The 15512-nt window shown below is 38.5% G+C and carries 11 protein-coding genes and 1 CRISPR repeat array; of the genes, 1 reads left to right on the forward strand and 10 read right to left on the reverse strand.

Going from position 1 to position 15512, the window contains the following annotated elements; all coding sequences use genetic code 11:
- Positions 1-9 precede the first annotated feature (9 nt).
- Genes PL8927_RS01135 through PL8927_RS01155 form a run of 5 tightly spaced genes read right to left on the reverse strand, consistent with a single transcriptional unit; the run spans position 10 to position 6404 of the window.
- A complete protein-coding gene (locus PL8927_RS01135; RefSeq protein ID WP_083616676.1) occupies positions 10-1311 on the reverse strand; it encodes a DNA-processing protein DprA in 1302 nt (433 codons plus the stop codon).
- A gap of 11 nt (positions 1312-1322) precedes the next feature.
- The gene (locus PL8927_RS01140; RefSeq protein ID WP_083616678.1) at positions 1323-3419 is read right to left on the reverse strand and encodes a RecQ family ATP-dependent DNA helicase; all 2097 of its coding nucleotides are present in this window, start codon (positions 3417-3419) and stop codon (positions 1323-1325) included.
- A 44-nt stretch (positions 3420-3463) separates the two neighbouring features.
- Positions 3464-4873: a cytochrome c biogenesis protein gene (locus tag PL8927_RS01145; protein ID WP_083616680.1), complete on the reverse strand. Its 1410-nt coding sequence runs from the start codon at positions 4871-4873 to the stop codon at positions 3464-3466.
- A gap of 51 nt (positions 4874-4924) precedes the next feature.
- Positions 4925-5662: a cytochrome c biogenesis protein CcdA gene (locus PL8927_RS01150; RefSeq protein WP_083616682.1), complete on the reverse strand. Its 738-nt coding sequence runs from the start codon at positions 5660-5662 to the stop codon at positions 4925-4927.
- A gap of 58 nt (positions 5663-5720) precedes the next feature.
- On the reverse strand, positions 5721-6404 hold the full coding sequence (locus PL8927_RS01155; protein WP_083616684.1) for a pentapeptide repeat-containing protein: 684 nt from the start codon (positions 6402-6404) through the stop codon (positions 5721-5723).
- A 191-nt stretch (positions 6405-6595) separates the two neighbouring features.
- On the opposite strand from PL8927_RS01155, the gene PL8927_RS01160 reads away from it, so the two are divergent.
- On the forward strand, positions 6596-7921 hold the full coding sequence (locus PL8927_RS01160; RefSeq protein ID WP_083616686.1) for a PQQ-dependent sugar dehydrogenase: 1326 nt from the start codon (positions 6596-6598) through the stop codon (positions 7919-7921).
- A 91-nt stretch (positions 7922-8012) separates the two neighbouring features.
- Positions 8013-10700: a CRISPR direct-repeat array (repeat unit 37 nt; unit sequence GTTTCAATCCCTGATAGGGATTATAGCTGATTTCAAC).
- A 290-nt stretch (positions 10701-10990) separates the two neighbouring features.
- Here the strand turns inward: PL8927_RS01160 and PL8927_RS01165 are convergent.
- The 5 genes from PL8927_RS01165 to PL8927_RS01185 form a co-directional block, all read right to left on the reverse strand.
- Positions 10991-11284: a hypothetical protein gene (locus tag PL8927_RS01165; protein WP_083616830.1), complete on the reverse strand. Its 294-nt coding sequence runs from the start codon at positions 11282-11284 to the stop codon at positions 10991-10993.
- 58 nt (positions 11285-11342) lie between these two features.
- The gene (locus PL8927_RS01170; protein ID WP_083616688.1) at positions 11343-12335 is read right to left on the reverse strand and encodes an ABC transporter permease; all 993 of its coding nucleotides are present in this window, start codon (positions 12333-12335) and stop codon (positions 11343-11345) included.
- 54 nt (positions 12336-12389) lie between these two features.
- Positions 12390-12905, reverse strand: coding sequence for an adenine phosphoribosyltransferase (locus tag PL8927_RS01175; RefSeq protein WP_083616690.1), 516 nt, complete (start codon positions 12903-12905; stop codon positions 12390-12392).
- Between the two features lie 71 nt (positions 12906-12976).
- Positions 12977-13372, reverse strand: coding sequence for a phosphomannose isomerase type II C-terminal cupin domain (locus PL8927_RS01180; RefSeq protein WP_083616692.1), 396 nt, complete (start codon positions 13370-13372; stop codon positions 12977-12979).
- A gap of 81 nt (positions 13373-13453) precedes the next feature.
- A complete protein-coding gene (locus PL8927_RS01185) occupies positions 13454-15475 on the reverse strand; it encodes a CHAT domain-containing protein (protein WP_156093056.1) in 2022 nt (673 codons plus the stop codon).
- Between the last annotated feature and the right edge of the window lie 37 nt (positions 15476-15512).

A 15512-nucleotide genomic window follows, 5' to 3' on the forward strand; every position in this document is an offset into this window, starting at 1 on the left:
ATATGTTAGTCAATGTTTATTAGAAATAAATGATAATAAAGAGACATCTCGATTGACTTCATAAGTCACGGGTTTTTTATTCTTTTTAACCTTTCCTTGACTAACAGCAATATTTAACCAATCTTGTATTTGGGAGGGTCTAACTTGTAGTAATTCAGCTAAAGATTTGGCATCTTTCGGTTGTTCAAGTTGACGGATAATTAGGGGTAATACTGCTTCATAAATAGTTTGAGAAACAGGATAAACGGGTGTATCTTTCTGACTTTCGCTATTTTCAGAAGCGGGTTTAAGTTCATTTTCAGTTTGGGGAGATAACGTTAAATCTATTTCTGAATTAGGAATAGAACTTAAAGCATCTTGATCCATTGCAATAACATCAGTTATAAGTTCTTGAAGTGGACGATTAAAAGGCATTTCAGGAAAAGGTTTAGCTCCCCGATTAATTAACTGTTGATTTCCGTCTGGTATTGTTCCTTGCATTCGCACAAATACGGGAACAGTTTTGATTTTTTCTAACGCTTCAATTGCACCCGCCCAGGTTCCTCCTTGGTCTACTGAAGAACTAATAATTAACCCATAATCGGATAATCCATAAATATATTTATTCCGTCCCATAGCATTCCCCACATTAAATCCAGCATCAGGATCATAGGAAGAAATTAAGGCTAAATTTCCGCTTTTAATAAAGTTGCGATACTTGCTAGAAACCGCCGATTTTGCTAAACTATCTCCCAGGACTCCAACAACATTTCCTCCTGCATTTAAAGCCACTAACATCGCTGTTTGATCAACGCCTCTCGCCCCTCCTGAAATAATTTGTATTCCCTGTTCTGCACAAGTTTGAACAATATAATCCGTATAACTTAATCCCTCTTCATCAACATCACGGGAACCCACCACCGCTAAACCGCCTTGAGAAAGTTGTTCAAAATTTCCCACCCCATATAAAATTGCTGGGGCTAAATGTTGCAGTTTTTGTTTGAGACAGCGAGGATATTCAGGATCACTTCGTCCCAATATCCATAACCCTTGACTCGTCCATTTTTCGACCGCTAAACTTAACAGCATCCCCCGTTCTAATAAGGCAATAATCCGGTTAGGATCAAGAGGAATAATCATTTCTAGTAGCTGTTTTTTAGCCGTTTCTTCTAATAAATTTTTGGGCGTTAATTGCTGTAGTCGCAGACAATTAGCTAAGGTATTATATTCAGTTAAAGTTAACGGTTGGGGTTCGGTTTTACGATTTTGACCAAAACTGGCACATAATAATAAAATTGCTTGGGTATCGGGGGGGAGTTGATGGTTTAGCATGGGGTTTAAATTTAACTAGATTGAGATAAGGAATTTAGAGCTAAAGCGAGGGGAAAAACTTGACCACTTCCTCCTTGACGTAATAGGGCGGTAATGATAGTTAATGTCCATCGAGAATCTACAAAATCATCGATTAAAAAAACAGCACCTTTTTGAATATTTTCCCGATCAATTTGAAATGCACCATCTAAATTATGCGCTTGTTGATAACTATTACTCATCATTTTTTGAGGTTGAGTTGGGCGAATTTTTTGTACGGCTGGGAGAAACGGTAAATTTAGTTTTTGAGCTAATCTTTGAGCAAAATTCGGTACTAATTCAGAACGATTTAAGGAAGGAACACAAGTTACCCAAGTTGGCATCGGTTGGGGTTGCCATCGCTGAATCATTTCGATTACACCTTGCACTAAAGCATCATCAAAATAACCCTTTTGATATTTTCCAGTTTTAACCAATTCTCCCCAACCTGCATCCCCCCAAAGAGATAAAGCGCGACCTATTTCTGCCTTGAACCCTGGTTTGATATTACCGGAAAAGTTATAAATTTGTAAGGCTCCTTTTGACGGCCATTGTTTGCGAGGTTCAATAATTAAATCACACCGTTTTAAGTATTGAATGGCTTGATTAACTGTTTCTAAAGCAGCAGTTTCAGGGAATAATTGTTGACCTAAACAAACGGCACATTTTCCACAGGGTTGAGCATAGGGATCATCTAAGGCTGTTGATAAAAATTCCATTAAGCAAGATTGACTGTTCATATAATCTTGCATTTGAGCTTGTTCGTGTCTGCGAATTTGAGTTAATAGTTCTATTTTTTGGCTGTTAGATTGATAATCAATTGCTGTCGCATACCATTTTGTTTTTTGCTTAACAACTGGACTGGGAAATTCTAAAGAAAGTAACTTTAAAACCTTGTCAATTTGTCCTCTGGATAAATTACAATATTGTTCAAGTTCAGGAGTTGAAAAACCATTTTGAGATTGATTTAAAGCATTTAAAATCGATTGAGTATGGGCTTCTGGTGGAAAGGCGGTTTGAATAAAATAATTAATAATATCATCATCTTCATCGCCACACAAAAGAATCCCATAAGCTTGTTCAACGGCCCTTCCTGCCCGTCCTACTTGTTGATAATAATGGACAACAGAACCGGGTCTTTGATAATGAATTACAAACCCTAAATCGGGTTTATCAAAACCCATTCCTAAAGCAGTTGTTGCTACTAACGCTTTAATTTCATTATTCAAAAGTTGATTTTCTAAAGGTTCCCGTTCTTCTGATTTTCCGTGATAGGCTTTAGCATCAATTCCTTGCGTTTGTAACCATTCTGCCACTTGTTCTGCATCTCTAACCGTGAGGGTATAAATAATTCCGCTTCCGGGTAAATGGGGTAAGGTTTCTGCTAACCAAGCCAGACGACTAGCGGGGTTAGGAAGGTGAATATTTTGGAGTTTTAAACTATTCCGAGTTAAAGCTCCTCGGATGATGTGTAAATTGTCTCCCAGTTGGGTTTTAATATCCTCAACAACTCGATTATTAGCAGTTGCAGTTGTGGCTAAAACGGGAATAGTTTGAGGGAGAGCTTGTAAAATTCTCACAATGCGACGATAATCAGGTCTAAAATCATGTCCCCAGTCGGAAATACAATGGGCTTCATCGACAACAAATAAACCAATTTTTTGAGAAAGGGGAATTAAAATATTGTTTCTAAAGTCTTCATTTCCCAAGCGTTCTGGAGAAATCAATAAAAGATCAACTTCTCCGGCTAATAGTTGCGTTTGAATAGTATCCCACTGCTCTTGATTATCTGAATTAATAGTAGCAGCTTTCACCCCAATTCGTTCAGCAGCAACCATTTGATTTCGCATTAATGCTAATAGGGGAGAAATTAATAAAGTCGGGCCTGATCCTTGATCTCTTAGCAGCCGAGTTGCGAGAAAATAGACTAAACTTTTACCCCATCCTGTGCGTTGAACTACTAAAAGTTGAGAACGATTTTGGATTAAATCGGCGATCGCTTCCCATTGTCCCTCCCTAAAATTAGCTGTAGGATTATTGAGGGCTTTTCTCAGAAACAATAAGGCTTGATTTTGAAGAATTTCCGTCATATTTTTGACCTAAAAATCATTAACAGAAACCGGGTTTCTATATTTTAACTTTGGGGATTTTCTGACAAATTGCCTAACGAAAGGCTATTATTATCCTCTCGATCATTTAACTCATCTAAAATGGCGACAATTTCCCGTTCAAAAGTGACTTTAGCGCGATTCGTTTTGCCTCCAATATAAAGGCGATCGCCCTCTTTTAATGCCCAAATTTGTGAATGAGAAACATAACTCATGATCACACTAATCATTAATAATCCAAACCCTAAATAAACAAAGGGAATCCCCGGATCGGCTTTAATTTGTAATCCCGTACTCCCGACCACTTCATCAATAAATAACGTTACTCCATCGACTTCCGTTGACATTCCCTCTCGAACTGTTGAGACTAATTGACCCTTTCCGTCATAGACTAATACCGTTCCTTTTAAGTCTCTGGTTAAGACAGAAACCCCGGCGCTAAAATCCGGTTTAATCGGAATCCAAGTTCCCCAAATTCGACCTTGACCTCCGGTGTCTAAGGGTGCCATTGGTAAGCGAAATACAGGGCTTTTATTCACCCGCACCCGTAAGGCTGCAATCCCCCAATCTGCTTGATAAAAAGTCACCCCTTGATAATGCAAAGGTTCATTAACATGAATCGTTTTACGATCAACTTCTTCCCCCTGTTGATTTAAGACAGATAAATCAGAATAAAATTGATCAATTCTACCTTCAGGATCATAATCAATCCAAAATCGATTGACTTTAACCGCCCAATCTTTGGGAATTCGAGACTCAGAAAATTGTCCGGCATCTAGGATATTTTTAACTTGAAAAATATTCCCCCCTGGAACCATTTCTTGGGCTGTAAATCCCGTAATAGAACCGATAATAGAACCTGCTAAAATGATTAACATACTAGCATGAACAATAATCGGCCCTATTTTCCCGATGATTCCTCGTCTAGCATAGAGTTTATTTCCTTCTTGAAAGACTAAATAATGGCGTTTTTTTAATAAAGGTTCTAAGGCGGTTAAAGAACCTGTGGTTAATTCCGCACTCAAAGCGATATTTTTAAATTGTTTGGGTTGCTCGTAATAAACCCAACGACGGGCTGATTTTAAAGTTGGTAATTGTCGGGTAAAGGTACAGGCTGTTAAGCTACTACCAAATAAAACTAAAAGGGATAAAAACCACCAGGTTCGATAAACATGATCTAGTCCAATAAATACAAGAACTCTCCAGGTTAAAAAGCCGAATAAAGCGGGATGTTCAGGATAATTGGATTGATAAAATTCTAGGGACTGTCCCTGTTCGAGCAGGGTTCCTGAAATACTAAAAACCGCAATCACTAATAATAATAATATTGCTAATCTTAAATCCGCTAAAATGGGCAGGATCTCTTTCCTGATTTTTTTTTGAAAAGCGGTTTCTCCGGTTACTATTTTTCTGAAAAATGAAATCTCTGTATCCATTGTTATTACCCTCAATTAAGTGTTAAATGTGATGATATTTTTATGTTTAAATTAGGTGACAGGCAGGAATCTAAATAACAGCGAAAATACACCAAAACCGACTAATAAAGCCCCACTTGTGGGAGTAATCCAGCTTGACCATTTTCGCAGTTCTAGTAATTTTTTAATGGTAGCAGTAAAGGTTCCTGCTAATACCAAAGGGGCAACATAACCTACCGCATAAGCCAATAATAAAACCCCACCTAGAATCATGTCTCCTGTGGTTGAAACCCAAGCTAATAGGGTTGCTAAAACGGGGGTACTACAGGGAGAAGCAACTAACCCAAAGGTTAAACCTAATAAATAGGATTTTAAGCTATGGGGAAACTGTTTAGGTATCCATCCCATTGTATCAAAAGCAGGGAGTTGTAAAGGTAAAGCTTCTAATAAATTTAACCCCATTAAAATTGCAATGACACTCACAATAATGGGCAAACCTAAGCCAATTTGACCATAGACTTGTCCGACAAAAGACGCCAGAATTCCTAACCCCGCTAAGGTCGTTGCTAGTCCCAATGCAAACCAAGTTGATTGAATGGCGGCTTGCAGTCGATTTTCGGTTTCATACCCGCCAATATAGCCAATTGTAATCGGTAACATCGACAGCATACAAGGGGTTAAACTGGTTAACAAACCTGCAACAAAAATAACAACAATACTCCCCCAACTGATGTGAGTGAGTTGGGTTTGAACGAGATGATTTGCCAGTTGCGCCAGTTCATACAATTTTGTTTGTAGGGTTTCTAGCATGGGATGAGGTGAACAATTAGTTTCCTTTGGAATTATAACCTATTTTAACCCTGAATGATTATTCATGAATTGAACCATCTGGCATGACAGCACCTTGTAAAATTACCGTTTCTAAATTAACTCCTTCCAGGTTTGCACCTTCTAAATTAGCATTGCTGAGATTGGTAAATTGAGTCGCATCTCGAAATAATAGACTATCTAAATCTGCAAAACTCAAATTACTGTTTTCTAGGTTAGCGTATTGTAAATTAGTCCCTCGTAAGCTGGTAGAAGTTAAATTAGCTTGGGTTAAATTTGTTCCCCATAATCTTGATCCTAACAGCTTGGCTTTTTCTAAGTTAGCATGGCTTAAGTTGGCTAAAGTTAAATTGACTTCTAATAAACTAGATTGTGTTAAGTTGGCATCAGATAATTGAGCATGACTCAGATTTGCTCCTAATAAGTTGGTATTTTCTAAGTGAGCTTCTCTTAAATCTGCTCTGGATAAATTAGCATATTTTAAAGTGGCATTTTTTAAGTTAGCTTGTCTTAAATTAGCTCCTGATAAGTTAACTTTCGATAAATCAAATTCTTGTAAATTTGCTCCTTCTAAGTTACAAGGTTTCCACAGAAAAGAAGGACAAATTTTATGTTCAGTTAATTGTTCTATCGTTTTTAGATTGGCCGCCGGAGAGGAAACAGCCCAACCTAACATCAAACTCAGGATTAACCCAATTTTAATCACGAAAGCGATCACTTTCATGGCACAACTCAAATTTAATTTAATCTCAACAATTATAGTTTATCTCAAAATAGCGCCCTAAACTGTTAAAATAATTAACAATATTACCCAGAAACCGGATTTCTAATTGAACATCTTGCTCGGCAATTTGGGCCGATTCAGCAACCCAGTCTCTTATCCTTGTTTTTGTTGTTAATACTAGGACGGTGATTATGTCTAAGTTGCGTTATTTTCCTTTATTCGTTTTAGGGTTATTAATTGCTTGTCAAAAAATTAGCGATCGCGCTCCCGCAAATCCCCCCATTTCCAACCCTCAATCAACTGCTATTTCAGCTACAATTGCACCTCCAAAAACCATTGAAACAAAACCTCTATCTTCCCAACCGATTCGGATTAATTTAGAGAGTTTACCCCAACCTTTTCATAGTAATAGTGCTTCTAACCCTCCTCAAGTTATTCCCATTCCTGAAAACCCGATTTTAAATGTTCCGGTGGGATTTAAAGTTAATATATTTGCCGATAATTTAGATCAACCCCGTTGGTTAGCGTTAACTCCCAATGGCGATGTATTAGTAACGGAAACCAAACAAAACCGAATTCGATTATTAAAAGATACAAATCAAGATGGGGTAGCGGATGAGATTAAAACCTTTGCAAATAGCGAAAATAAGTTAAATATTCCCTTTGGAATGGCATTTTCCCCTGGTTATTTTTTCCTGGGAAATACTAACGAAGTTAGACGTTATTCCTATAATAATCAAGACCAACTTACGGGAACTGGGGAGAAAATAGCCAGTTTACCGGGAGGAGGATATAACCAACATTGGACGCGAAATGTTGTGGTTTCTCCTGATCATCAAAAACTGTATGTTTCAATTGGTTCAGAAACTAATGTAAGTGAAGAAAATCTTCCCCGTGCATCTGTTCAAGTGATGAGTTTAGAAGGTTCTAATCAACAAACTTTTGCTTCTGGACTCAGAAATCCTATCGGGTTAGATTTTCATCCCCAAACGCAAGAACTCTATACAACAGTTAATGAACGGGATGGGTTAGGAGATGATTTAGTTCCTGATTATTTTACTCGCATTCGTCCAGGGGAATTCTATGGATGGCCCTATAGTTATTTTACACCGAATAATCTTGATCCGCGTCATGTTAAAAATGGTGAGAGTGTTCGTCCTGATTTAGTCCAGAAAACCTTAAAACCTGATGTTTTGTTTCAAGCCCATTCGGCGGCTTTAGGGTTACAATTTTATGATGGAAATACTTTTCCTGACAACTATAAAAATGGGGCGTTTGCTGCTTTTCGAGGAAGTTGGAACCGCAACCAAGGGACGGGTTATAAATTAATTTTTATTCCTTTTAATCAAGGTCGTCCTCAAGGCTATTATCAAGATTTTTTAACGGGTTTTTTAGTGGATGCTTCTATCCCTGAAACTTGGGGTCGTCCGGTGGGGTTGTTGGTTTTACCCGATGGGAGTTTGATTTTTACTGAGGAAAGTAATGGCCGTATTTATCGGGTTCAATACTCTCCCTAGATTGTAATTAATTACGAATTACGAATTACGAATTACGAATTGCGAATTACGAATTACGAATTACGAATTACGAATTACGAAATTGATTCCGGTTTCAATTCTTGATAGAGATTATAGCTGATCTCAACTATTTTGTAGTGAGTTCTTTAGGACTCCCTTCTTCCATTTCAATCCCTGATAGGGATTATAGCTGATTTCAACCCCACCGTTGTTTAATGTGTGACGAATTTTCAGAAGTTTCAATCCCTGATAGGGATTATAGCTGATTTCAACGAATTTGGATTTGCCAAACCAGAGAGGGGTAGGAGTTTCAATCCCTGATAGGGATTATAGCTGATTTCAACCTTTAATTCCTCTCATATTTATGCCTTAAACCATCAGGGTTTCAATCCCTGATAGGGATTATAGCTGATTTCAACCCGGGAATTTTTGCCTCGCTGGAAAGGATGCGATCGTTTCAATCCCTGATAGGGATTATAGCTGATTTCAACTTTTACCGATGAAAAAACGAACTCCGAATTTTTTGGTTTCAATCCCTGATAGGGATTATAGCTGATTTCAACTTTCTTTTTTTCTCATGGTTAGTAATTTTGTAGTAGTTTCAATCCCTGATAGGGATTATAGCTGATTTCAACTTTTTTTAGGTTTTTTGTTAGGTTTTTGTGGCGTGTGGTTTCAATCCCTGATAGGGATTATAGCTGATTTCAACTGAATTCTTAAGGATGATGTATTTTTGTTGAAATTCATCTGTTTCAATCCCTGATAGGGATTATAGCTGATTTCAACAAGAAATTTCGATAAGATTCTAAAAATCTTATCCGAAAGTTTCAATCCCTGATAGGGATTATAGCTGATTTCAACCTGGGGGCTTTTAAAATAAGTGTTGGAGCCATAAAAATGTTTCAATCCCTGATAGGGATTATAGCTGATTTCAACATGGGATATAAGCGTGCAATCCCCCAGAGTTAGAGGGTTTCAATCCCTGATAGGGATTATAGCTGATTTCAACTAGCTTTTTTAAAATTCTCTCAGGTGAAAACTATTTTTGTGTTTCAATCCCTGATAGGGATTATAGCTGATTTCAACCTTCACAAATAGATCTAAGGATGTTCCTCACTGGCATGTTTCAATCCCTGATAGGGATTATAGCTGATTTCAACAGAGGGAGTTAACCCTAAGACATTTAAAGAGGAGTTTCAATCCCTGATAGGGATTATAGCTGATTTCAACGCATACAAATTCAGCATAAGCCAGAAGGATAGCAGGTTTCAATCCCTGATAGGGATTATAGCTGATTTCAACAACCGTTACCTCTAATGTTGGGAAAATATCTCTCGTTTCAATCCCTGATAGGGATTATAGCTGATTTCAACATGCAAAAATTTCTGATGAAGTTAAATTCAAAATCTTGTTTCAATCCCTGATAGGGATTATAGCTGATTTCAACGATAAAATAATCGGATTGCTTGTACAGCATCAAAATGTTTCAATCCCTGATAGGGATTATAGCTGATTTCAACTTAGAAGGGAAATCCAGAGAGTATCGCAGCTATAAGTTTCAATCCCTGATAGGGATTATAGCTGATTTCAACCAGATTGAGACAATTTATCAAAATTACGAAATTCTTTAGATGTTTCAATCCCTGATAGGGATTATAGCTGATTTCAACTGCGGAATAGATTCGCCCGAATTAAAGCAAGAAGGGGTTTCAATCCCTGATAGGGATTATAGCTGATTTCAACCCCCTTTAATAGCGGTAGCAATATCATTTTTACGTTTCAATCCCTGATAGGGATTATAGCTGATTTCAACGGTTGGAAGCCAAGCCAGATTGTTCAAGTTACTGGTTTCAATCCCTGATAGGGATTATAGCTGATTTCAACGAGTAGGACTGAAAATTCCAGGTCTAGGGGTTGAAATTGTTTCAATCCCTGATAGGGATTATAGCTGATTTCAACTCCATAATCCTTGTTTACCCTTAACGTTAGGAATTAGTGTTTCAATCCCTGATAGGGATTATAGCTGATTTCAACCCGAATTAATTGATACTTACTTAGTTTTTATATAGTTTCAATCCCTGATAGGGATTATAGCTGATTTCAACCTCCTTTAATGAAATAAGCGGTCGAGCCTTCGAGGTTTCAATCCCTGATAGGGATTATAGCTGATTTCAACTCATGATTTTGAACTGTTTAAAACTTCTTTAAGTTTCAATCCCTGATAGGGATTATAGCTGATTTCAACCTTTAACGATTAAGAATTGTGCAGTGAAAATGTTAAAAAGGTTTCAATCCCTGATAGGGATTATAGCTGATTTCAACCGTTTTCCGCCCAGATTCTTCTTAGGTTTTTCTTCGATGTTTCAATCCCTGATAGGGATTATAGCTGATTTCAACGAAACACCCCCAGTAAATTGTGGGAAAAATTTCGTTTGGGTTTCAATCCCTGATAGGGATTATAGCTGATTTCAACTGATTTTTTAGCTCTAATCATTTTGGCATCGAATAGAAGTTTCAATCCCTGATAGGGATTATAGCTGATTTCAACGTTGGACTAATGGCATAAATCCAGAATATTTTTGTTTCAATCCCTGATAGGGATTATAGCTGATTTCAACTTGAAATTTATCTAAATCACCATCGTGCGAGATTTCAGACTGGTTTCAATCCCTGATAGGGATTATAGCTGATTTCAACGATTGATAATCGTTATCACAACTATTACAACAATTCACATTAGGCGTTTCAATCCCTGATAGGGATTATAGCTGATTTCAACCGCAGGCTTCTGGAACCCTTGATATATTTAGTTTTCAAGGTGCGATCGCGCTAACCTGATCTAAGAATACCATTTCAGCCATCAACTTAGCAAGGGGTAAAAATAAAAAAACGCTAAAACCCTATTCAGATAAGGTTTTCAAGAGTTGCGCTAACCTCTTAATCATACTGAGGGGCTTCAAACCCAGAATAGATAAAGGTTTCAGACCCGAATTTCACCCCTGGGAATTCAAACAGCTATAGGTTAGCGCAATTCAGGGGATAGGGCCAAATTTAGAACTTCCCCTCAAATTATGAATGGGGACTGACGAGAATAAAATCCACTTCAGGTAAGAGGACATCCTTAACCTTACCAATACCCACAAAACCCCAGCGCTGTAAAATCGGTTTAATTTGCGAACCCGTAATCGATTCTACCGCAAACCGATCTTTCAAATCCCCAGCGTGTTTGTTTAAATAACCGAGAGCATCAAATTGTTCTGAAAATAATAACAAATAACCCGATGGACTATCCGGGTCAGGACGGGCGGTTACATAACGGCCATCGGCTCTCGCTCTAAGAATATAATAAACTTCTGAAAACATTTTAACACAATCCTGAGCTTTTAAAACAAAATTTAAACCCATTTATCCTAGTCAAATTCTAGCGTAAATCTTCTAATTTAATCCGAGGGTCAACGGCTTTTAAGAGTAAATCTGCTAATAAATTACCGATAATTAACATCACCGCCCCCATCATTAAACTCGCCATGACTAAATATAAATCTTGTTGTTGTACTGCTTGTAAGATTAATTTACCTAATCCCGGCCAATTAAAAAAGGTTTCTGCAATAAACGCTCCTCCTAATAAACTAGCAAATTCAAAGCCGACTAATGTAATTAAAGGGTTAATAGCATTGCGAAGGGCATGAATATAAATTACCCGGTTTTCGGGCAGTCCTTTTGCCCTAGCCGTTTGAATATAATCCTGACGTAAGACATCTAATAATTGCCCTCGCATTAACCGTTGTAACCCGGCAAAGCTGGTAATACTTAAAGCTAACGTTGGTAAAATACTATGCCAAGCAATATCCGCTATTTTTCCCAAAGGTGATAAATCTGGGTAGTTAATACTGGTCATCCCACCAACAGGAAATAAGGGGGAGGTTTTTTGAGCTAAAAACAATAATAATAAAGCGGTGATGAAACTGGGAAAACCTTGTCCGGTGTAACTAATGACTTGTAAAAATCGGTCAATGAAACGATTTTGATGAACAGCCCCAATAATCCCTAATGGAATTCCAATTGCCCAAGTTATAATTAACGATAAAATCGCTAATAATAAGGTAGCGGGAACTCGTTCGATTAGCAAGGAAGTGACAGAGCGTTGATTAGCGAAACTATAGCCAAAATTACCGTAACCAACAATTTGCCCTAACCAATACCAATATTGTTCCCAAGCGGATTTATCGAGGTGATATTTTTGTCGGAGTTGGTCTAAGGTTTCCGGTGAAATTTGAGGATTATTTGAGAGGTTATCTAAATAGTCTCCGGGGGCAAGCTGAGTAATGGTAAAACATAAAGCCGATGCTAAAAATAGAGTTAACAGCGCTTGTAATAATCGCTTGCCAATATAGACTAATGTTTCACTCGTCATCTTGATTTTCCCCTTTTATAACCTACAAATACCATCACGGAAAACCTATAATTATTAATCGTATTGTAACAAACTAATCACCGGAACATCGGGCAATTGTTTGCGACCCTTTAACCCCGTGAGTTCCACTACAAAACAAAATCCAGCCACCGTAGCTCCCGCTTGTTGAACTAATTCAGCCGTTGCTTTTGCTGTCCCTCCCGTAGCGATTAAATCATCAACAATTAACACCCGATGCCCTGATGAAATCGCATCTTGGTGCATTTCCAAACAATCTGTGCCATACTCTAATTCATATTCCGCCCGGTAGACGGCGGCGGGTAATTTTTTGGGTTTACGAATGGGAATAAACCCCACTTCTAATTGATAAGCTAAAGGCATTCCAAATAAAAATCCCCTCGACTCCATTCCCAGAATATAGTCAGGAGACAAAGGACGACATTTTTCGGTTAAACAATCAATTGTATACCGAAGTCCTTGGGGATCTTGTAACAGGGTAGTAATATCTCGAAATAAAATTCCAGGTTTAGGAAAATCGGGAATATTGCGAATGAGAGACTTTAAATCCATGAGTATTTTAACAAACGAGAAGATTAAATAGACTCAAGAAAATTGTCTCTCATTTTGTGCGTTCTGTCGAGTTATTTTTTAGCGTTGCGTTTAGCATCTTCTTCAGGAAAACGAATAATATCATCATTTCCTAAATATTCGCCATTTTGCACTTCAATCATCACCAAAGGAATCACCCCAGGATTTTCCACGCGGTGGGGGGTATTCATCGGAACATAGGTAGACTGTTTGGGCAGCAGTAAAGTTTCTTCTCCCCCACAGATGACCTTTGCTGTACCTGCGACAACAATCCAGTGTTCACTGCGATGATAGTGCATTTGGGTACTAATATGATAACCCGGATTGACAATAATTCGATTAATTCGGTAGCGATCGCCTTCTTCGAGTAAGTTTACCTCACCCCAAGGCGGTGTGCGCGTCGTGACTTCTTCTGAGAAGATGGGTTGTGCTGTTTTATCTTCGCTCATAATTTCGGGTTGGTAATCTATTTCCTATAGATTTTAATTCAAGGTAAAGTTTGAATTATACATCCTGTATTATATCCCAATTTACCAAGGACTGCCAATTAAGGTAAACCCAGACCAATAATAAGGATGGTTCAGAGTTTTAGCCGATAAATTTCCCAGTTCTGGTGGGAGAAGAATGGCTTGTTTTTCATCCAGTTGTAAGTAACCTTTTTCTAATTTGACCTCCCCTTTTAATAGTTTAATTTGAGCCTTTCTTAAAGCCTCAGCTTTAATTTTAGACTCCTGTAATTGCCCATAAAACGCCGTCATTAACCCCAAAGTTCCCTCATCACTGACATACCATAAACTCGCTAAAGCCGATTTTACTCCCGCTTGCACCGCTAACCCCGCAAACCCTAATTCTGCCCGTTCATCCCCCAAAGCCGTGCGACAGGACGACAATACTAACAATTCAACGGCGGGTTTATTCCATCCTAATTGTCGTAATTGATTTAAACCTAATCGTTCCGTTTGCCATAATTGAATATAGGAATTTTCAGGACTTCCGGGGTTAAATTCACTATGGGTTGCTAAATGAATAATTTGATAGGGATAATCTCGCCGTTGACGAATTAAATTATTAATCGTAAACTCCTGATTAATAAATAACTGACCCGACCACAGGGTATGAGTAATTAAATTTAACTCCGTTTCTACCGCAGGTAACGGTTGTAAATCTACAAATTGATTCGCTCCCATGGCTAAAACTTTCGTATCTTTTAGAGACTTATAACGAGTGTCTAATAAACTCAGACTAGGAATTAAACTCAAACTATATTTTTCGATTAAAAATTGTTGCCCATCATGCAGGGCTGCCATCGGTAAACTGCGTAATCCCGAATCTAAACTTAACAATAATGTTTCAATATCTCCATCTTTTAATTGAGATTCAATCGGGGCAATTAACCACCGATAAAGCTGTTGAGATGAAGCCAAATATCGATCAGAATTGCGTTCTCGTCCATTGGTAATTGCGGCTCTAAACTCCTGAACTTTCGCCATTAATTCTGCATGGGAAACTTCAACTCGTTGCAGTTTGAGTTCACCCTTCTGAGTCAGAACTACTAAGTCTAAATCCTCTTTCCTCGACATCACATAAACCACCGCCGCATGGGTTCCGGTTTCTCGATAAATGCGTTGCAAAACCGATGCAGCATCAGCCGTTGTTAATGAAAAACCAACCGCTTCTTGTCCTAAATATTCGGCAAATTCATCTCGACGTAATTCCTCTAATCCCGTTATTCCTCCCCAATTTCTATCATTTAATTGTGTCTGGTTGGGAGTTAATGACAAATTATTAATTTCATTCATCGGCAGATCTAATTTTTGTTGGGAATTAGGCGGTTTTAACCCAGGAAAACCCATCATCGCAGGTGTCCCCATCCCCGGCCCGCCATTCCCTGGAATTAACCGGGGATCAAGTTGTAGAATTGTAGGAGAGGCAGGAGAAAACGACCCCGGAGTCATACCCACAGCCGATGGGGACGTACTACTTAACACCGTTTGACCTTGAGCATTAACGCTGACATGGTTAGCAGGACTATTGAAGGAAGAACCCGTCAGCAATTGGGGTAAGGCCAAAGGATTCATCGGCACATTGCCGACGGTGGCGGTTACAGGCACTTCTAAATTCAGCATTTGCCCCATTCCTGATAATTGGACAAAATTGCCATTACCAACGGGGGTGGGTTGGGGTGCGGAATTTCCGGGTATTGAATGGGGAGAAGGTGATGTGGGATTTGTTAAAAATGTTGGGTGAGAATTAGGGGGCGAAAAAATATTATTTCCGTCCATCGGTTGATTTTGAAGCTGCATAAAATTCCCCGGCATAGCAGAGGAAGAGCCAGGGCTTAAAACCGGGGAATTATTAACGGGAACAGCCGGAAAAAAAAGTGCGGAATTTAGATGGGATTGTCTCCCAGGAGAGACAGTATGCCCATGGGGTTCTACGGGTTGAGGAACAGTACCAGAAGGAGTCACAGGAATTTGAGCTACCGCAGGAAGGGTTAGACTGTTTAAAACCAACAGTGTGATCAATCTTGCTGTTAATGGATTGGCTTTCATTTTGTCTATAGCGCTACGCGCAAGGGAACAGGGAACA

It is taken from the genome of Planktothrix serta PCC 8927, assembly GCF_900010725.2.
Taxonomy (GTDB): domain Bacteria; phylum Cyanobacteriota; class Cyanobacteriia; order Cyanobacteriales; family Microcoleaceae; genus Planktothrix; species Planktothrix serta.

Excerpts from the sequence above, each read along its gene's own strand:
- PL8927_RS01160 (WP_083616686.1), top strand. The coding sequence starts at position 6,596 with ATGTCTAAGTTGCGTTATTTTCCTTTATTCGTTTTAGGGTTATTAATT.
- PL8927_RS01145 (WP_083616680.1), bottom strand. The coding sequence starts at position 4,873 with ATGGATACAGAGATTTCATTTTTCAGAAAAATAGTAACCGGAGAAACC.
- PL8927_RS01140 (WP_083616678.1), bottom strand. The coding sequence starts at position 3,419 with ATGACGGAAATTCTTCAAAATCAAGCCTTATTGTTTCTGAGAAAAGCC.
- PL8927_RS01135 (WP_083616676.1), bottom strand. The coding sequence starts at position 1,311 with ATGCTAAACCATCAACTCCCCCCCGATACCCAAGCAATTTTATTATTA.
- PL8927_RS01150 (WP_083616682.1), bottom strand. The coding sequence starts at position 5,662 with ATGCTAGAAACCCTACAAACAAAATTGTATGAACTGGCGCAACTGGCA.
- PL8927_RS01180 (WP_083616692.1), bottom strand. The coding sequence starts at position 13,372 with ATGAGCGAAGATAAAACAGCACAACCCATCTTCTCAGAAGAAGTCACG.
- PL8927_RS01170 (WP_083616688.1), bottom strand. The coding sequence starts at position 12,335 with ATGACGAGTGAAACATTAGTCTATATTGGCAAGCGATTATTACAAGCG.
- PL8927_RS01155 (WP_083616684.1), bottom strand. The coding sequence starts at position 6,404 with ATGAAAGTGATCGCTTTCGTGATTAAAATTGGGTTAATCCTGAGTTTG.
- PL8927_RS01185 (WP_156093056.1), bottom strand. The coding sequence starts at position 15,475 with ATGAAAGCCAATCCATTAACAGCAAGATTGATCACACTGTTGGTTTTA.
- PL8927_RS01165 (WP_083616830.1), bottom strand. The coding sequence starts at position 11,284 with ATGTTTTCAGAAGTTTATTATATTCTTAGAGCGAGAGCCGATGGCCGT.
- PL8927_RS01175 (WP_083616690.1), bottom strand. The coding sequence starts at position 12,905 with ATGGATTTAAAGTCTCTCATTCGCAATATTCCCGATTTTCCTAAACCT.